Source organism: Frondihabitans sucicola, assembly GCF_030296615.1.
GTDB classification, from domain to species: domain Bacteria; phylum Actinomycetota; class Actinomycetes; order Actinomycetales; family Microbacteriaceae; genus Frondihabitans; species Frondihabitans sucicola.
On sequence record NZ_AP027732.1, the window covers coordinates 3,734,759 to 3,751,544 of the forward strand.

At 70.0% G+C, this 16,786-nt stretch carries 19 protein-coding genes; 4 read left to right on the top strand and 15 right to left on the bottom strand.

Going from position 1 to position 16,786, the window contains the following annotated elements; translation table 11 throughout:
* Nucleotides 1-22: 22 nt before the first annotated feature.
* From QUE79_RS19190 to QUE79_RS19200, 4 genes are all read right to left on the bottom strand, one after another.
* Complete coding sequence (locus QUE79_RS19190) at nucleotides 23-874, bottom strand: polyphosphate kinase 2 family protein (protein ID WP_286344457.1); 852 nt, start codon at nucleotides 872-874, stop codon at nucleotides 23-25.
* A 142-nt stretch (nucleotides 875-1,016) separates the two neighbouring features.
* Nucleotides 1,017-1,490 carry a thiamine pyrophosphate-dependent enzyme gene (locus QUE79_RS25875; protein WP_350271590.1) on the bottom strand — a complete coding sequence of 158 codons (474 nt, stop codon included), beginning with the start codon at nucleotides 1,488-1,490 and terminating at the stop codon, nucleotides 1,017-1,019.
* 20 nt (nucleotides 1,491-1,510) lie between these two features.
* Nucleotides 1,511-2,581 carry a thiamine pyrophosphate-binding protein gene (locus QUE79_RS25880; protein ID WP_350271591.1) on the bottom strand — a complete coding sequence of 357 codons (1,071 nt, stop codon included), beginning with the start codon at nucleotides 2,579-2,581 and terminating at the stop codon, nucleotides 1,511-1,513.
* Between the two features lie 232 nt (nucleotides 2,582-2,813).
* Nucleotides 2,814-3,170, bottom strand: a complete 357-nt coding sequence (locus tag QUE79_RS19200) for a PLD nuclease N-terminal domain-containing protein (protein ID WP_286344458.1) — start codon at nucleotides 3,168-3,170, stop codon at nucleotides 2,814-2,816.
* A 144-nt stretch (nucleotides 3,171-3,314) separates the two neighbouring features.
* On the opposite strand from QUE79_RS19200, the gene QUE79_RS19205 reads away from it, so the two are divergent.
* Complete coding sequence (locus QUE79_RS19205; RefSeq protein ID WP_286344459.1) at nucleotides 3,315-3,617, top strand: DUF4229 domain-containing protein; 303 nt, start codon at nucleotides 3,315-3,317, stop codon at nucleotides 3,615-3,617.
* 166 nt (nucleotides 3,618-3,783) lie between these two features.
* Here QUE79_RS19205 and QUE79_RS19210 read toward each other — a convergent pair whose 3' ends face one another.
* The 3 genes from QUE79_RS19210 to QUE79_RS19220 all read right to left on the bottom strand — a co-directional run bounded on the left by QUE79_RS19210 (nucleotide 3,784) and on the right by QUE79_RS19220 (nucleotide 6,943).
* Nucleotides 3,784-4,743, bottom strand: a complete 960-nt coding sequence (locus tag QUE79_RS19210; RefSeq protein WP_286344460.1) for a 1,4-dihydroxy-2-naphthoate polyprenyltransferase — start codon at nucleotides 4,741-4,743, stop codon at nucleotides 3,784-3,786.
* A 153-nt stretch (nucleotides 4,744-4,896) separates the two neighbouring features.
* The gene (locus QUE79_RS19215; RefSeq protein ID WP_286344461.1) at nucleotides 4,897-6,027 is read right to left on the bottom strand and encodes an AMP-binding protein; all 1,131 of its coding nucleotides are present in this window, start codon (nucleotides 6,025-6,027) and stop codon (nucleotides 4,897-4,899) included.
* Between the two features lie 7 nt (nucleotides 6,028-6,034).
* On the bottom strand, nucleotides 6,035-6,943 hold the full coding sequence (locus QUE79_RS19220) for a 1,4-dihydroxy-2-naphthoyl-CoA synthase (protein ID WP_286344462.1): 909 nt from the start codon (nucleotides 6,941-6,943) through the stop codon (nucleotides 6,035-6,037).
* A gap of 43 nt (nucleotides 6,944-6,986) precedes the next feature.
* Here QUE79_RS19220 and QUE79_RS19225 point away from each other — a divergent pair, with 43 nt between their 5' ends.
* Nucleotides 6,987-8,015 carry an o-succinylbenzoate synthase gene (locus QUE79_RS19225; protein WP_286344463.1) on the top strand — a complete coding sequence of 343 codons (1,029 nt, stop codon included), beginning with the start codon at nucleotides 6,987-6,989 and terminating at the stop codon, nucleotides 8,013-8,015.
* Here QUE79_RS19225 and QUE79_RS19230 read toward each other — a convergent pair.
* On the bottom strand, nucleotides 7,970-8,584 hold the full coding sequence (locus QUE79_RS19230; protein WP_286344464.1) for a hypothetical protein: 615 nt from the start codon (nucleotides 8,582-8,584) through the stop codon (nucleotides 7,970-7,972). The two genes, QUE79_RS19225 and QUE79_RS19230, sit on opposite strands and share 46 nt — an antisense overlap.
* Here QUE79_RS19230 and QUE79_RS19235 point away from each other — a divergent pair.
* Both QUE79_RS19235 and QUE79_RS19240 read left to right on the top strand, forming a co-directional pair.
* On the top strand, nucleotides 8,578-10,317 hold the full coding sequence (locus QUE79_RS19235; RefSeq protein ID WP_286344465.1) for a glycoside hydrolase family 36 protein: 1,740 nt from the start codon (nucleotides 8,578-8,580) through the stop codon (nucleotides 10,315-10,317). The two genes, QUE79_RS19230 and QUE79_RS19235, sit on opposite strands and share 7 nt — an antisense overlap.
* A gap of 93 nt (nucleotides 10,318-10,410) precedes the next feature.
* Complete coding sequence (locus tag QUE79_RS19240; RefSeq protein ID WP_286344466.1) at nucleotides 10,411-10,761, top strand: hypothetical protein; 351 nt, start codon at nucleotides 10,411-10,413, stop codon at nucleotides 10,759-10,761.
* A gap of 116 nt (nucleotides 10,762-10,877) precedes the next feature.
* On the opposite strand, the gene QUE79_RS19245 is transcribed toward QUE79_RS19240, so the two are convergent.
* Genes QUE79_RS19245 through QUE79_RS19275 form a run of 7 tightly spaced genes read right to left on the bottom strand, consistent with a single transcriptional unit; the run spans nucleotide 10,878 to nucleotide 16,730 of the window.
* Nucleotides 10,878-11,894 carry a LacI family DNA-binding transcriptional regulator gene (locus QUE79_RS19245; protein ID WP_286344467.1) on the bottom strand — a complete coding sequence of 339 codons (1,017 nt, stop codon included), beginning with the start codon at nucleotides 11,892-11,894 and terminating at the stop codon, nucleotides 10,878-10,880.
* 29 nt (nucleotides 11,895-11,923) lie between these two features.
* The gene (ccsB, locus tag QUE79_RS19250) at nucleotides 11,924-12,952 is read right to left on the bottom strand and encodes a c-type cytochrome biogenesis protein CcsB (protein ID WP_286344468.1); all 1,029 of its coding nucleotides are present in this window, start codon (nucleotides 12,950-12,952) and stop codon (nucleotides 11,924-11,926) included.
* Nucleotides 12,949-14,100 (bottom strand): cytochrome c biogenesis protein ResB, encoded by a 1,152-nt coding sequence (resB, locus tag QUE79_RS19255; RefSeq protein WP_491018492.1) that lies wholly within the window; start codon nucleotides 14,098-14,100, stop codon nucleotides 12,949-12,951. Before resB ends, ccsB begins: the two co-directional genes overlap by 4 nt.
* Complete coding sequence (locus QUE79_RS25885) at nucleotides 13,986-14,738, bottom strand: cytochrome c biogenesis ResB family protein (RefSeq protein WP_491018483.1); 753 nt, start codon at nucleotides 14,736-14,738, stop codon at nucleotides 13,986-13,988. The genes resB and QUE79_RS25885 overlap by 115 nt, the downstream gene beginning before the upstream one ends.
* Nucleotides 14,722-15,441, bottom strand: a complete 720-nt coding sequence (locus QUE79_RS19265) for a cytochrome c biogenesis CcdA family protein (protein WP_286346779.1) — start codon at nucleotides 15,439-15,441, stop codon at nucleotides 14,722-14,724. Before QUE79_RS19265 ends, QUE79_RS25885 begins: the two co-directional genes overlap by 17 nt.
* 45 nt (nucleotides 15,442-15,486) lie before the next feature.
* Nucleotides 15,487-16,092, bottom strand: a complete 606-nt coding sequence (locus tag QUE79_RS19270) for a TlpA family protein disulfide reductase (protein WP_286344470.1) — start codon at nucleotides 16,090-16,092, stop codon at nucleotides 15,487-15,489.
* Complete coding sequence (locus QUE79_RS19275; protein WP_286344471.1) at nucleotides 16,089-16,730, bottom strand: histidine phosphatase family protein; 642 nt, start codon at nucleotides 16,728-16,730, stop codon at nucleotides 16,089-16,091. The genes QUE79_RS19270 and QUE79_RS19275 overlap by 4 nt, the downstream gene beginning before the upstream one ends.
* Nucleotides 16,731-16,786: the final 56 nt, after the last annotated feature.

Below are 16,786 nucleotides of genomic sequence, written 5' to 3' on the forward strand. Positions count from 1 at the left end.
TCGCGCACGACGAACGACGACGTCAGCTGGCCGCCAGGCGGGTCTTCTCCGTGGCGACGTCGAAATCGGCGGGCGGCCAGTCGAGGTCGAGCCCCTCGAGGGCGTTGATGACCAGGCGCTGCACGGCGACCCGGGCGTACCACTTGCGATCGGCGGGCACGACGAACCACGGTGCCGTCTCGGTCGACGTGCGGCGGATCGCGGTCTCGTAGGCCTCCTGGTAGTCGGACCAGAGGTTCCGCTCGTCGATGTCGCTCGGGTTGTACTTCCAGAACTTGTCGGGACGCTCGAGTCGCTCCGCCAAGCGCGCCTTCTGCTCGTCGTACGAGATGTGCAGCATCACCTTGATGACGGTCGTTCCGGCTGCTTCGAGCTCTCGCTCGAACTCGACGATCTGGTCGTAGCGCTTCTCGATGGTGTCCGCGGAGACGAGTGACCGGACCCGGGCGACCAGGACGTCTTCGTAGTGCGATCGATCGAACACCCCGATCATGCCGACGCCGGGCAGCTCGTTGCGGATGCGCCAGAGGAAGTCGTGCGCGAGTTCCTCCTCGGTCGGAGCCTTGAAGGCGTGGTGAGCGATGCCCTGCGGGTCGACCGCGCCCACGACGTGCCTCACGATCCCGCCCTTGCCCGCGGTGTCCATCGCCTGGAGGACGAGGAGGACGCTCTTCGTGCCGCCGGCCGCCCGCGAATCGGCGAACAACTTCTCCTGGAGTTCTGACAGGTGCTCGGCACCGGCCGCGAGCGCCTGAGCGCCGTACTTCTTGTCGCCGTCGAACCCCGGCGTGGCGGAGGTGTCGATGTCTCTGAGGCTCACGTCTGTCGTGGCGCGGAGCGATTCGGTCGGTTCGATCTTCCAGGTCTTGGCCATGAGGCGACTCTATTCCTCACCGGTGCCCTTCCTCCCGCCCTCCCTTTCCTCCTGCCTGCACGTCGTCGGTCGTGCGCAGCTGACCGCCGAATCCGGCAGTGTGCGGCGGGTTGTGCACGACCACGGTGGGAGGAGAGCGGGATCAGCGGGCCAGCGGCACCTCGATGAGCACCGGGCCGGCCGACCCGACCAGAGCCTGCTCGAGGGCGCCCCGCGTGCCGGCCAGGACGTACTCCCAGCCGTACGCCGCTGCCAGCGTTTCGAGCGGTACGTGCTGCGGGGTCAACTGCACGCGCGTCATGGCGTCGGCGGGCGCCGCCTGGGCGACCTCGAGCCCGTCGAAGATCGTGCCCCCGTCGTCGTTGCCGACGATCACCTGAAGCCGGGGCTTCGCCTCGCCGTCGCCGAACAGCAGGGAGCCGGCGTCGTGCAGCAGCGTGAGGTCGCCGACGAGGACACGCGTGATCCCCCGCTCGCCGTCTCCCCACTGGAGGTCGCGGGGGCCCGTCGTCCCGCCCGCCTGCGAGGCCAGGCCGATGCCGGTCGCCGTCGCGACGGTGCCGTCGATGCCCGCGAGCCCGCGATTGGCGTGAACGCCGATCTTCTTGCCCGGCACGACGACGTCGGCCTCGCGGATCAGGCGCGAGGCTCCGAGGACCAGACGGTCGTGCGGCCAGGTGACGCGCCAGAGCGCTTCGACGAGGAGCTCCGCGTCACGGGACGCCGGATCACGTCGACCTCGCCACGAAGGAAGGCGGCGCGCACCGCCGGGTCGCCGGAGACCGCCGCCTCGGGATCGGGCGCCACGTCGTCGTCGACGACCAGCGAGCGGCCGGTGTGCACCCAGGAGCCGACCCAGGCGCGGTGCGGACGGTCGGCGGCGGCGGGCCCGTCGGGTGCCGCCTCCTCGGTCACGGACACCCCCTCGACCACGGTCGAAGCCCGAGACGGGTCGTAGGCCTCGGGAACCGCGCCGCGCACGACGACCACCTCGACCCCGGCTCGCTTCAACAGCGCCGGAACCTGCCGGGTGAGCGTGGGGTGGCCGAAGACGATGGCGCGGGCGACCCGGCCGCCGAACTCGGGAGCGTCGAGGAGCTCGCGGTAGTGGGGCACGAGGTTCGGGCCGAAGCGCGCGCCGCTCGACACCTCGGCGACGAGGGGCGCCCCCAGCAGGCGGGCCACCTCTTCGGCACGGGGCCCGGCGGCGTGACCGGCGATGACCACGGTGGCCGGCTCGGCGTCGACCGCGAGGGCGATCGTGGCGGACACCGGGATCGGTGCGTGCTCGAGCGCTGCGCCGCCCTGGGATCCTGCACTCTTCTCGTCACGGTCGGGCAGCGTCGTGATCGGAGCCGAGAGCGGCTCACGGAAGGCCACGTTGATCTGGACCGGGCCCGGTGCGGCCGGACGCCCGGGCGACGCCGAATGCCCCAGCGCGGCCGACATCGCCTCGCGGACCAGCGTCCGCACGGAGTCGCCGTCGACGCCGCTGTCGGCGGGCGCCTCGACGTCTCGGAGGAGGCGCAGCGACTCGCCGAACAGCGCGGGCTGGTGCGTGGTCTGGTTCGAGCCGATGCCCCGGAGCTCGGCGGGTCGATCAGCCGTGAGCAGGATCAGCGGGACTCCCGAGTGGTGGGCCTCGAGCACCGCCGGATGCAGATTCGCGACGGCCGTTCCCGACGTCGTGACGACCGCGGTAGGCACTCCTGCTCGACCGCGAGGCCGAGTGCCAAGAACCCGTTGGAGCGCTCGTCGAGCCGGACGTGGAGGCGGAGCCGGCCCTGCCGCTCGAACTCGACGGCGGCCAGGGCGAGCGCCTGCGAGCGCGACCCCGGGCTCAGGACCACGTCGCGGACACCGGCGCGCTCGAGTTCGGCGAGCAGGACGACGGAGAAATCGGTGGCCGGGCTACCGGACGGAGCAGGAAGGAATGGCACTACTTCAGTTTGCCAGTCGGCCCGTCGTCGTCGTGTTCTGCCAGCTCCTGCTCGAGACGGCGGATGCGCTCGTCGACGGACTCACGGTCGCTGGCGCTCATCGGAGCAGACCGCTCGCCCAGGAAATCGGGGTCGTCGTCGGGAGCGACGACCCGTCGATTCGACGCCCCGCGACTCCGGCGACCGAGTCCGAACCAGAGGAGGGCCCCGACGAGAGGCAGGATCACGATGACCAGCGCCCAGATCGGCTTGTTCAGGGCCCGGAAACGGTAACGCTCGGTGAACAGGCAATCGATCAGGGCGTAGATCACGAACGCGACCGCAGCCACGATCAGGATGAAGAGCCCTTTGACCATGGCTGCACTCTAGGCTCGCTCCCTGTGCGTCGCTCGGGGCGCGATGCCCCTCCGGTTCCGACTCGTTCACGCCCCCGGGCGGCTCGATCCACGCCCCCGACGGCTCGCGTGACGCCCCCAGGCGGCTCGCTTAGACTGCCTGACGTGAAAGCAACCCTCTTCTACACGCTGCCCCGGATCGGCATCTTCGTCGTGCTCTTCTTGGTGCTCCGGCTGACGCCGCTCAACGTGTATCTGGCGGCCGTCTTCGCGGCCGTGCTGGCCCTGCTGATCTCGTACATCTTCTTCGGCAACCTGCGCCGCGGCGTCGCCGACACCATCGTCAAGCGCCGCGCCGCTCCCGAGCGCGACGACGATGCCGACCTCGAAGACTCCGTCCTCGACGGCTCCGGCGCCACGGTGCGGCCGGCGCCGCGCCGTCAGGCTCCGCCCGCCGAAGACGACTAGCTCGGCTCGCCGGGCCTTCTCCGCCGCGGTGCGCTGCGACCGGGCGTGCCGGTCTGCGTCGGCGGGCTCTCGCGGCTGTCGGCGGGTGCGCGCGCACGCGCCCACAGCCGCCAGCACCCGCCGACACCGGCAGGCACGCGCCCGCGAGCGCATGGTGCCGGCCGAGCTACAGCAGGAAGAACAGCACTGCGGCGAGCGCCAGCGAGAACAGCAGGGCGGAGAACGACGACAGCTTCAGCGCCAGGATCATCTCGGGCGGGGTCTTCGCCGTCACCCCGATCAGGATGGCGGGCGCTGTGAGGATCGCCGAGAAGTAGACGTAGCCGGCGCCGAAGTAGAGGAACGCGAAGTACACCAGCAGCACGTACGGGAGGCCGAGGAACAGCGCGTACACGACGCGCGAAAGCCGCTGACCGAGCACCACGGCGAGTGTCCGCTTGCCCGCCTGTCGATCCTGGTCGATGTCGCGGATGTTGTTGATCATCAGGACACCGCAGGAGAAGAGGCCGATCATGATCGCCATGATCCAGCCCGCCTCGGACAGCTGGTGTCGCTGGACGAACTCGGTGCCGAGCGTCGCGACGAGGCCGAAGAAGACGAAGACGAAGATCTCGCCCATCGCGTTGTAGCCGTAGGGGCGCTTGCCGCCGGTGTAGAACCAGGCGGCGACGACGCAGGCCGCGCCGACGAGCGCCATCCACCAGAACTGGGTGATGACGATGACGGCGATGCCGGCGGCGGCCGCCACCGCGAACGACGCGAACGACACGTTGCGCACGATCCTGGGGTTCGCGACGCCGCCGCCGGTGAGGCGGGCCGGGCCGACGCGGTACTTGTCGGTGCCGCGGATGCCGTCGGAGTAGTCGTTGGCGTAGTTGACGCCGATCTGCAGGAAGAGTGCCACCACGAGGCACAGCACCGCGAGGGGCCAGTCGAAGCGGTTCGTCTCGCTGGCAGCGGCACTACCGAGGGCGACGGGAGCGACGGCGAGCGTCAGGGTGCGGGGACGGGCACCGGAGATCCAGTCGGAGACGGTCGCTTTGCGAACCGGGGTCTTGCCCGGGCGTCCGCCGGGCCTGCCGCTCTTCTTGCTGCTTCTGGAGCTTTTGGTTCTGCTGGTGGCCACCCGACGAGTTTAGTCGGCGGAAATCGAAGGGGATTCTCCGCCGGGCGGCGCATTCACGGGCCTGCCAGGGGTCGGGACGAAAATCCCCTTCGATTTCGGGAGGGCAGAGGAGCGGAGGAGGGAGAAGGAGCAGAAGGGAGAGCGAGAGCAGGATCAGCGCGGGGCGACGAGCCGGGTCAGCGCCTGGCGGTCGGGCTTGCCGCTGGCGAGGAGGGGAAGCGCGTCGACGGCGACGAGCGCGTCCGGTGCCGCAGCGCGACCCGCGACCGCGGCCACGGCCTCGCGCACCTCTGCGAGAGAGAGGAGGGGCGCCACGGCCACGACGACCGGCACCTCTCCCCACCGCTCCGAGCGGGCTCGCACGACGACGGCCGACTCGAACCCGGGCAGCTCGCGGACGGCCCGCTCGACGAGTCCCAGCGACACTTTCAGGCCGCCCGAGACGATGACGTCGTCGAGGCGCCCGGTGACGGCCACCACGCCGTCGGCGGAGACCGTGCCCGCGTCGCCGGTGCGGTACCAGCGAACCCCGTCGCGCACGACGAAGGCCGCCTCCGTCCGGGCCGGGTCGGCCAGGTAGTACTCGGCCAGTGTCGGGCCCGAGAGCTCGAGCTGGCCGTCGACGACGGCCGCGCGCGTGACACCGACCGGAACTCCGTCGTACACGCAGCCGCCGCAGGTCTCGCTGGACCCGTACGTGCGCACCACGTGGATTCCCGACCGCGTCGCCCGTTCGAGCAACGTGGCGGGCGTGGCCTGTCCGCCCACGAGCACGGCGTCGAATCGACGCAGGACCGTCGCGGAGGCCTCGTCGGTCGAGGCCAGGTCGAGCAGACTCGTGAGCTGGGCCGGCACCAGCGAGGTGTAGCGGACCGCGTGGGTCAGTGACTCGGCGGCCGCGACGAAGGCCGCGGGATCGAAATGACCGGGAGGCAGGATCACGGGCTCGGTCGACGCGGCGATGGACCTCACCAGCACGTTGGTGCCCGCGACGTAGTGCGCCGGCAGAGCGAGAACCCACTGGCCCGGGCCGGCGAGGGCGGAGTCGGCGGCCGCCGCCCCGGCGAGCAGGGCCGCGGACGAGAGCGCGACGCGTTTCGCGTGCCCCGTCGAACCGCTCGTCTCGATGACGAGGGCGATCTTCTTCTCGACCTGGCGCGGAGGGTCGGGGGCCGGCGCTCCGGGCGGGAACGGCAGGATCGCGGGCCCTCCCGAGAGTCCGTCGCGCAGCGCCCTCAGAACGTCGGCCGGGTCGCCCGCATCGACGGTCAGCAGCTCTTTCACGGGGTCGTCAGACCTGCCAGGGATACGGCGCCCAGTCGGGTTCGCGCTTCTGGAGGAACGAGTCGCGGCCTTCGACGGCCTCGTCGGTGCCGTAAGCGAGACGAGTGGCCTCGCCCGCGAAGACCTGCAGCCCCGTCATGCCGTCGTCGGCCGCGTTGAAGGCGAACTTGAGCATGCGGATCGACGTCGGCGACTTCGTCATGATGATGCGCGCCCAGCGCAGGGCCTCCGTCTCGAGTTCGGCGTGGTCGACGACGGCGTTGACCGCGCCCATCTCGTAGGCGCGCTCGGCCGAGTACTCCTGCGCGAGGAAGAACACCTCGCGGGCGAGCTTCTGCCCGATCTGCCTGGCGTAGTAGGCGCTGCCGTAGCCGCCGTCGAACGACCCCACGTCGGCGTCGGTCTGCTTGAACGTGCCGTGCTCGCGGCTCGCGATCGTGAGGTCGCAGACCGCGTGGAGCGAGTGGCCACCGCCGGCGGCCCAACCCGGAACCACGCAGATGACCACCTTGGGCATGGTGCGGATGAGGCGCTGCACCTCGAGGATGTGCAGTCGGCCGTTGCGAGCGGGATCGGGTTTCAGGGCCTCGTCGCCCTCGTAGCGGTACCCGTCGCGCCCCCGGATGCGCTGGTCGCCCCCGGAGCAGAACGCCCACCCGCCGTCTTTCGGGCTCGGGCCGTTGCCGGTGAGCAGGACCACGCCGATCGCGGGATTCAGCCGGGCGTCGTCGAGAGCGCGGTAGAGCTCGTCGACCGTCTTCGGGCGGAACGCGTTGCGGATCTCCGGCCGGTCGAACGCGATCCTGGCCACCTGCCCGCGGACATCGTGATGGTACGTGATGTCGGTCAGCTCACCCGCCCCGGTGGCCTCCCGCCACTCGGTCGGATCGAACAGGTCGGAGACGGAGTCAGGCATGCCTGCAAGCCTATCGAGAGGGCGCTGGTGGAAGACTCGGAGAATGCTCCCCGACGGACCAGCCCTCCCCGCTCTCGACGATCTCCTCCGCGACGCTCACGTCGTCGCGCTCCCCCTCCGCAACCGTTTCCGGGGCGTCGAGGTGCGCGAGGCGTTCCTCGTCGAGGGGCCGAACGGCTGGACCGAGTTCAGCCCGTTCCTCGAGTACGGGGCCGCCGAGGCGTCCGCGTGGCTCGCTGCGACGATCGACTTCGGCTGGGGGCCCGAGCCCCGGCCGTTGCGCGAGCGGGTCGACGTCAACGCGACGCTTCCGGCGGTTGCGGCCGGCCACGTGCCCGAGATACTGCGCCGGTACCCCGGTTGCCGCACGGTCAAGGTCAAGGTGGCGGAGCCCGGCCAGACCCTCGCCGACGACGTGGCGAGAGTGGCGGCGGCCCGCGCTTTCGTCGGGGCCGAGGGCCGCGTGCGCGTCGACGCCAACATGCACTGGTCGGTCGACGAGACGCTCGCGGCCCTCCGAGCCCTGGCGCCGTCCGACCTCGAGTACGTCGAGCAGCCCGTGGCGACCGTGCCCGAGCTCGCGGAGGTCCGACGCAGGATCGCCGACGAAGGCCTGTCGACGCCGGTCGCCGCCGACGAGAGCGTGCGCAAGGCCGCCGACCCGCTGGCGGTCGCCCGGGCCGGCGCGGCCGACCTCCTCGTGGTCAAGGCCCAGCCGCTCGGCGGAATCACGCCGGCGCTCGGCATCGTCCGGGAGGCGGGACTCCCCGTGGTCGTCTCGAGCGCGATCGACACCTCCGTCGGGCTCAGCATGGGTGCCTTCCTCGCCGCCTCGGTTCCGGAGCTGCCGTACGCGTGCGGTCTCGGCACTGCCGCGATGCTCACGTCGGACGTCACCACAGAGCCGCTGCTGCCCTCCGAGGGAACGGTCGACGTCCGTCGAATCGACGTCGACGTCGATCTCCTGCGTCGCACTGCAGCACCGGCCGAGCGCCGAGCGTGGTGGCTGGATCGCGTCCGTGCCTGCTACGAGCAGCTGGCGCGTTCTCGAGCGGCGACCGGAGAGCCGTGAATGGAACCGCTTCCAAAAACCACAGCATCAGCAGTACAGTCGCTTGCGAACCCCACTTCACCACCAGCAGGGACGCTCTCGTGACCGTTGTCGACTCCTCCGCCCGCCTCTCGCTGGAGTGGGGCAACGACCTCATCCGCCTCTTCTTCGAGGACGACATCGACTCGCCCGTGCGGCTCGTGGCGATCCGAGAAGCCGGCCTTCCTCTCCGCGAGGGCGATCGCCGAGTGCCTCTCCAGCCGCTCGTCGAGGTGCTGTCCCCGGCCCACGGCCGCAGCAACAACAGCTACCGCTACGACGGAACCGCGCTCGGTGCCCGACTGCGATTCCAGGGTGCCGAGACGTCGACGACCGACGGCGTCGAGCGACTCGAGATCACCCAGGAGGACCCGGAGTCCGGCCTGGTCGCCGTGAGCGTGTTCGAGGCCGTCGCCGGCGTTCGCGCGGTCAGGACCACGACCACGGTGGACGTGCGCGAGGGCAGTGCTCCGCTTCCTGTCTGGGCCGTGACGAGCTTCGCGACCGGGGCGGTGGTGTCCGACGCCCCCAACGACGTCGACCTGTGGCACGCCGACAGCGCCTGGTCGGCCGAGAACCGCTGGGTCTCGCAGCCGCTCCGCTCCCCGGACTGGCCCGGACCGATGCCACGGCCCGCGGCGAGACGTCTCGCAACAGGCTGGCGATCTCGAGCCTCAGCACCTGGTCGTCGGGGATCGCCAACCCGATCGGAGCCGCCCGGAACCGGGCGACCGGCGCGACGCTGGCCTGGCAGATCGAGCACAACGGGGCGTGGACCTTCGAGCTCGGCGAGCTCCCGGCCTGGGGCGCCGGCGGAGTCCCGCTCGAGGATCGACTGCGCAGCGACGTGCCGTTCGGGCCGCCCCGCGGAGACCACTCGCACGACGGAGCCTACGTCGCTGTCCTCGGGCCGACCGACACACTGCACCAGTGGTCGATCACGCTGTCGGGAGACGCGCCGTTCACGACGGTGCCCGTGACGTTCTCCGTCGGCGCCTCCCTCGACGACGCGTTCGGCAACCTCACTGCGGCACGGCGAGCCACCCGACGCGCGAACCCGCAGAACGAGACGTTGCCGGTGATCTTCAACGACTACATGAACACCCTCGAGGGCGACCCGACCGAGGGCAAGCTGCTTCCGCTGATCGACGCGGCGGCGGCCGTCGGTGCCGACTACTTCTGCATCGACGCCGGGTGGTACGACGACACGGCCGGCTGGTGGGCGAGCGTCGGCGACTGGAAACCGTCGACCCTGCGCTTCCCGTCCGGGCTGGGCTCCGTTCTCGACCGCATCCGCGACCGCGGCATGGTCCCCGGCCTCTGGCTGGAACCGGAGGTGGTCGGCGTCACGTCGGCGGCGGCGTCGTCCCTGCCCGACTCCGCTTTCCTCCAGCGCGGCGGCGTGCGGATCCGCGAGCACGAGAGGTTCCTGCTCGACCTGCGATCGGAGGCCGCCCGCGCGCACCTCGACGAAGCCGTCGACCGTCTCGTGTCGGAGTTCGGCGTCGGGTTCTTCAAGCTCGACTACAACGTCACGCCCGGCGCCGGCACCGACCACGACGCCCCGTCCGTCGGGGCAGGCCTGCTCGACCACAACCGGGCGCTCCTCGCCTGGCTGAACGACGTGCTCGACCGGCACCCGACGCTGGTGCTCGAGAACTGCGGATCCGGCGCCATGCGAAGCGACTTCGGGATGCTCGGCACCCTGCAGCTGCAGTCGACCTCGGACCAGCAGGATCCGCTGCTCTACCCGGTCATCGCCGTCGGCGCTCTCGCCCACGTCCTTCCCGAGCAGGCCGGGAACTGGTCGTATCCGCAGCCCGACATGGACGACGAGCGCATCGTGTTCACGACCTGCACGGGTCTGGCGGGGCGGCTCTATCAGGCCGGCGTCCTCAGCGGCATGGACCGGCACCGACTCGACCTGGTCGCCGCCGGCGTCGCCGCGCACAAGGCGACGCGGCACGAGCTCGCGCGCTCGACGCCGCGATTCCCGACCGGTCTGCCCTCCTACGACGACGGCTGGGTGACGGTGGCGTTCGAGGTCCCGGCCACCGCGTCGGAAGCCGGATCGACCTACGTCATCGCGTGGCGGCAGGAGTGGGCCGACGAGACGGTCGACCTGGACCTGCCTCACCTCGGCGGCGTCGCCGCGTCGACCGTCGACCAGGTGTATCCGCCACTCGGGGTCGGAGCCGCCTGGGCCACCGCGGCCTCGGCGACCGGGCTTCGGCTGAGCGCGCCGACCGGCGTCGCCGCCGCGCGCATGTACCGGCTCGGCTGACGCGGGCGAGAGCGGTGGCGGACGCCACGGGCGAGTCGCGCAACACGGTTGACTTTGGTCAACGAACGCCAGCCACGGGAGGAGAATCGTCGGGTGACTCATGATCTGATGACCCCCGAGAAGAACGTCGAACGCATCATGTGGACCGGCACGATCTGGTTCGTCGGCGTCGTCGCCGCGATCGCCGTGGTGCTCGGTCTGCTCCTCTCCTCCGGCTGGCGCCCGTCGGTGCTGTCGACCGGTCTGGCCACGCTGTGGTGGATCGGCGCCGGGCTCGTGGCCCTGAGCGTCGGCCTCATCGGCTGGTCGGGCTGCCCCATCCTCGAGGTGAGCGTGCCCATCGCCGATCGCAACAAGACGCGCACCATGCAGCTCGGAACGCTGATCTTCATCGTCGGCGGCGCCGCAGCGCTGCTCGCCGTGCTGCTCGGCCCGGCCCACTAGCCGGCGGCGGCGGTTCGGCGGCGGTTCGGCGGGCTGAGGCAGGTTCGGGCGGGACGCCGGCGACCCGCCGACGCCTGCTCCCTCCCGCCTACGCCCGCACGGGGCCGCGCGCGCCGTCAGGTGCGCGCCGGCGGACCCGAGCTCTCGCGGACGACCAGCGACGCGGGCAGCTCGACATCGGGCGACGACACGAGCGACCCCGCACCGGTGATCGATCGCAGCAGTCCGTACGCGGCTTCGCCGAGACCGCGGAAGTCCATCCGCACGCTCGTGAGCGACGGAGACGACACGCTCGCGACCGGGACGTCGTCGAACCCGACGACGCTGACGTCGCGGGGCACGTCGAGACCGCGCGCCCGCACCGCGCGCACGGCGCCCAGCGCGAGCTCGTCGTTGAAACAGAAGAGCGCCGTGGCGCCGTCGTCGAGGAGCCGGGCCGCCGCCGCCTCCGCGGAGCCGGGCTCCCAGGTCACCTGCTCGATGGTCGGCACGCGCGCGCCGGCCGCTGCCAGGGCGGCCAGGTAGCCGTAGGTCCGGCCGTGACCGGAGACGGTGGGGTAGTCGACCGCGAGGTGGTGGACGGTCTCGTGGCCGAGCCCGAGGAGGTGCTCCGTCGCGATCCTGCCCCCGGACTCGTCGTCCATGTGGCTGTGCGGGAGACCCGACAGGTGGGTTCCGACCAGCGAGGCGCTCACCGCGGTCAGCGACGGCGGCAGCATGCCGAGGGCGGTCGAGACCGACGACTCGAACTCGATTCCGATCACGCCTCCGAGGGGCTGCGTGAGCAGGATGTCGACGAGCCTTCGGATCGCCCTTCGCCGAGGCTCTCGCACGCGGGCCACCGTGACCAACACACCGTGTTCGAGGGCGGCGTCTTCGATGCCCTGGATCGCGGAGGCGAACCCGTAGAGCGTCGTATCGCCCGTCAGGACGGCGATGACCCGGCTGCGGCCCGAGGCGAGAGCTCGAGCCGTCTCGTTCGGCCGGTAGCCGAGGGTCTCGATGGCCTTGAGCGTCGCCGCACGACGTCGATCGCTGACCTGCGCGGAGCCGTTGAGAACCCGCGAGACCGTCGTGACCGACACTCCCGCGAGCCGGGCGACGTCGTCGATGGCGGGAGGGCGATCACCCATGGGTAGCGACCGGAGCCGGACCGGCCGGTCTACAGCCCCGAGTAGGCGTGCAGCCCCTTGAAGAAGAGGTTGACGACCGAGAAGTTGAACATGACCGCGGCGAAGCCGACGATCGACAGCCAGGACGACCGGGCGCCGCGCCAGCCGCGCGTCGCGCGAGCGTGGATGTAGCCGGCGTAGATGACCCAGATGATGAAGGTCCAGACTTCCTTCGTGTCCCAGCCCCAGTAGCGGCCCCACGCCTTCTCCGCCCAGACGGCGCCGGCGATGAGGGTGAAGGTCCAGAGGACGAAGCCGACCAGAGCGATGCGGTAGGCGAGGTCTTCGAGCCGATCGGCCCCGGGCAGCGTGTCGAAGAGCTTGATCCCCGCGTTCTTGGACGTCTCGCGCCGCGCCTGCACGATCTGCGCAGCGGACAGGCCGCCGGCGATCGCGAAGAACGCCGTACCGAGGCAGGCCACGAAGACGTGGATGACGAGCCAGTACGACTGGAGAGCCGGGACGAGCGGGCTGACCGCGACGTAGAAGTTGACGACGGCGACGCCGAGCAGGATGAGGTTGAGGCCCATCACGTAGGCGCCCAGGTAGCGGAGGTCGACCAGCAGGTTGACGATCAGGAAGACGGCGACGATCAGCGCGGTGCCGGTGAGGCCGAACTCGAACATGTTGGCCCAGGGCACCCGCCCCGCTGCGAGACCGCGGAGGACGACCGAGACGATGTGGACGAGGAGACCGAGGGTCATCATCGACATACCGATGCGCTCGAACTTCGACGAGCGGCGCTGCGGTGCGTCGAAGACGGGTACGTCGGTGCGCTCGAGGACCGCGACACCTCCGGAGGAGGATCCGCCGACCGAGGCGACGGAACCCGCGGCTTCGGCCTGCGCCTGGCCGGTGAGCTGCCTGGCCTGCGCCTTGAGCGCCGCCGTGGCCGCCACCTGTGCGTCGCCGGACCGCTTGGCCAGGTCGAGCGCGAAGGCGATGAACGAAATCACGTAGATGCCGATGGCCGAGTAGGCGGCATAGAGGCAGTAGGTCGAAAGGTCAGCAGGGCTCACGAGGACACCTTACGTCGGTCGGAGCTCACGGGAGACCCCAGGGTGGACAGATGTTTTTTGGCGAGGTCGTCGACCGCGCGTTCGAGGGTGGGATCTTCGCCGCGAGCCAGGCCCGCGTACTCCAGACGGAGGCCGTCGTCGCCCTGGACGGCCTTGACCCAGACTCGGCGCCGAGGGACGAACAGGCCGGTCAGGAGACCGAGGACGATCAGGATCGCGAACACCAGCACGTAGACCTGCGAGGGATCGTGGTGCACGTCGAGCGACACGAATCGCTTGACGCCGTTGAACTGGACCGAGCCCAGGCCGTCGGGCAGCGTGGCCGTCTGCCCCGGCTTCAGCACCAGGGGCGCCTCGAGAGGCTGCGCCGACCCGGCCTTCGGCGTGCTCGCGATGGGCTTGAGCCCGTCGAGGTCGAGGTTGTAGACCGAGCGCGGCACACCGTCGTTGAGCCCGAGGTTGCCCGAGTAGACGTCGAGGGTGAGCTTCGGGTTGATGGTGTCGGGGTAGTTCGACGTCAGGGCGCCGGTCCCGAGCGACGTGGCGCTCGGGTAGAAGAAGCCGATCATGCCGAGCTGCGTCGGCAGGGCGTCCGGCACCTTGATGACGCCCAGCGACGTCAGGTTGGAGTCTTGCGGCAGGAATGGGACGCTGTCCTTGAAGGCGATGTTCCCTTGCCCGTCGCGCACCGTCACGTCGACCGCGTAGCCGTTGCCGAGGAGGTAGACCTGGGTACCGCCGATCTCGAGGGGATCGTTGACCCGCAGCTTCGTGCTCTTCGCCGTTTTGCCCTGGACTTGCTCGGTCACGTCGGCCTGGTAATCGATCGGGGTGCCGAGCGCGTCGGCGATCTTCGTCTCGTACTTCGCCGTGAACTTGTCGATCTTGATGTTGTAGGGCACCAGATTGGTGTCGCGGAAGAAGCGCCCCGGGTTGAAGGAGTCGTACGAACCGAGGTTGTTCGAGAAGGTCTGCCCCTCGACGACGACGCGCTGGCCGGTATAGCCGAAGCCTCCGCCGATGCCGACGGTGATCAGGACACCCAGAAGCGCGATGTGGAACACGAGGTTGCCCGTCTCGCGGAGATAGCCGCGTTCGGCGCTGACCGAGTCACCGTAGACCTTGGTGCGGTAGCCGGCTCGCCGCAGCTGCGCGCGGGCGGTGCTGATCGCGATCTCGGCGGACGCGGGAGCCTTCCTCCCGCAAGGTCGTGCTTCAGCGGGTGCGACTGGAATCCGGCGAGGCGCGTCAGCCGCGCCGGGGTCTTCGGCGGCGCCGAGCGCAGGGCCTCGAGGTGGTGCTTCACCCGCGGGATGATGCAGCCGATCAGCGAGACGAAGAGCAGCAGGTAGACGGCCGAGAACCACGGGGTCGAGAAGGTGTCGAAAAGCCCGAGCTTGTGCAGGATCGGATAGAGCTCGGGGTGGTCGGCCTTGTACTGCGCGACACCGTTGGGGTCGGAGGTCGTCTGCGGCACGAGGGAGCCGGGCACCGCGGCGAGCGCCAGCAGCATGAGGAGGAACAGCGCGGTCCGCATGCTGGTGAGCTGCCGCCAGAAGAAGCGGACGTAGCCGAAGAAGCCCAGCCGGGGCTGCGTGATCCCGTCGTCGCCACCTCCGGCGCCGCCCGCCGCGGTCGTCGGCGGGACGTAGTCGATGTGGTCTTGTGGCCGAAGCGGATCGGCGTTCTCGTCGGTGCGATCGGCGTCGGGCGCCTCCGGAGGCGACTGCACGCCGTTCTTCGTCGACCGATCGCGGCCGTTCTTGTCGTCAGACGACGGTGCCATAGTTCGCGATCACCGCCCCCAGGCGCGACATGAGGTCGGTCCAGACCCCGGCGACCATGAGAACACCGATGAGCACGAGAAGGCTGCCTCCGAGAAGGTTGACGGCACGGATGTGCCTTTTGACGAATGCGATGGACCGCGACATCCAGCCGAGTCCGAGAGCCACGAGGAGGAACGGCACGCCGAGCCCGACGCAGTAGAAGAGACCGAGCAGGAGGCCCTGCCAGGCGGAGCCGGAGTTGTAGGACAGCGCCGTGATGGCGGACAGGGTCGGCCCGAGGCACGGGCTCCAGCCGAGTCCGAAGACGAGGCCGAGCAGGGGCGCCCCGATCAGGCCGGTCTTCGGGCTGATGGAGAGCTTCGCGGACCGCTGGAAGAACGGGAAGTTGCCGATGAAGACGAGACCCATCAGGATCACGACGATGCCCATCAGACGCGTGATGAGCGACCGCCACTCGAGGAACCAGAAACCGAGGGCTCCGGCTGCCGTGTTGAGGGCGACGAAGACGACGGTGAAGCCGAGGACGAACAGGACGACGCCGAGGACCACGCGACCCCGATCGATCCGGCGCCCCCTGGCATCCTGCGCGTTTCCGGTCAGCCCGCCGACGTAGCCGAGGTAGCCGGGGACGAGCGGAAGGACGCACGGCGAGATGAACGAGATGATGCCGGCGAGGACGGCGACCGGAAGGGCCACCGCCATCTGGCCGCTCGTGACCGCCTGGAAGAACGGGTTGTCGGCGTACACCTACTTGCCCTCTTTGAGGGTGTCGGCTATCAGGGTGTCGAGGACGCTCTTGTTCACTTGACCGAGGACGCGGGCGGCGACACGCCCCTTCTGGTCGAGGACCATCGTCGTCGGGGTCGCGTTGGGCCCGCGCTGACCAGCGAGCGCCAGTTGGACCTTGGCGTCGGTCGCGTCGACGACCGAGGGGTACGGCATCGTGAACGAGCGATCGAATGCGCGGGCTGTGTCGGCCTCGTCGCGCACGTTCACGCCGATGAACTGAACGCCCTGCGAGTCGTATTTCTTACTCAGCGACGCGAGGTCGGGCGCCTCGACCCGGCAGGGCGGGCAGGAGGCGTACCAGAAGTTGAGGACGACGACGCGGCCGTTGTACGTCTTGCGCGAGATCGACGTGCCCTGATCGGTCTTCGCGGTGAACTCGACGCTGTTCGATCGGTCCGCCGGTTTGATCTCGGTGACCGTGCCATCGCCGGAGATGTAGTTCTTGTTGTCTCCGCTCTGGTACTGCGAGAGGAGGTTGTTGCTGGAGCATCCGGTGACGGCGACAGCCACGACGGCTCCCATCACGGCGAAGCGGACGAGGTTCTTGAATCGGGCGGTTTTCACACGGCTCCAGTGTCGACGGCAGTGGATTGCAGGGCGCGAGCGGGCTCGCGATAGTCGACCTCGACGAACGCGTCACCGCGACGAGCGAGGGTGGTGATGCTCGAGAGCGTGCATCGCCTCCTGCGAGGATCGTGGAAGAGCCGCTGGCCGAGAAGGCTGCGGTGGACCATCCAGATCGGGAGTTGGTGACTGACGAGGACGACGTCGCCGTCGTCGACGCTGCGCCAGGCCGAGTCGACCGCGGCGAGCATGCGAGCGGCGATGCTCACGTAGGCCTCGCCCCAGCTGGGCTTGAGAGGGTTGACGATCCACGGCCACTCGGCCGGGCGCACGAGCGACTTCTTGAAGTCGCCGCGGCGCCCTTCGTACTTGTTGGTGGGCTCGATCAGTCGCTCGTCGGTCTGGACCTCGAGACCGAAGTCGGCGGCCCAGGGCGCAGCCGACTCCTGCGTGCGCTGGAGCGGGCTGGCGACGAGAGCTCGCACCGGCGCGGCTTCGGCGCGGAGGAAGTCGGCCGAGGCCTTGGCCATGCGGTGGCCGAGGGTCGACAGACCGAACCCCTCGATGCGTCCGTACAGGACGCCCTCCGGGTTTTCGACCTCGCCGTGACGGACGAGGTGGATCTGGTCTGCGGGCACGCATTCCAGTGTAGATTGCGCGACCGCGCACACCTCCCACCTGGCTTTTCCACAGG

Bases quoted from the DNA above. Each gene is read 5' to 3' on its own strand.
- QUE79_RS19225 (WP_286344463.1), top strand. From the start codon at position 6,987: ATGCTCCCCGACGGACCAGCCCTCCCCGCTCTCGACGATCTCCTCCGC.
- QUE79_RS19200 (WP_286344458.1), bottom strand. From the start codon at position 3,170: ATGGTCAAAGGGCTCTTCATCCTGATCGTGGCTGCGGTCGCGTTCGTG.
- QUE79_RS19220 (WP_286344462.1), bottom strand. From the start codon at position 6,943: ATGCCTGACTCCGTCTCCGACCTGTTCGATCCGACCGAGTGGCGGGAG.
- QUE79_RS19245 (WP_286344467.1), bottom strand. From the start codon at position 11,894: ATGGGTGATCGCCCTCCCGCCATCGACGACGTCGCCCGGCTCGCGGGA.
- QUE79_RS19190 (WP_286344457.1), bottom strand. From the start codon at position 874: ATGGCCAAGACCTGGAAGATCGAACCGACCGAATCGCTCCGCGCCACG.
- QUE79_RS25885 (WP_491018483.1), bottom strand. From the start codon at position 14,738: ATGGCACCGTCGTCTGACGACAAGAACGGCCGCGATCGGTCGACGAAG.
- QUE79_RS19265 (WP_286346779.1), bottom strand. From the start codon at position 15,441: ATGGCGGTGGCCCTTCCGGTCGCCGTCCTCGCCGGCATCATCTCGTTC.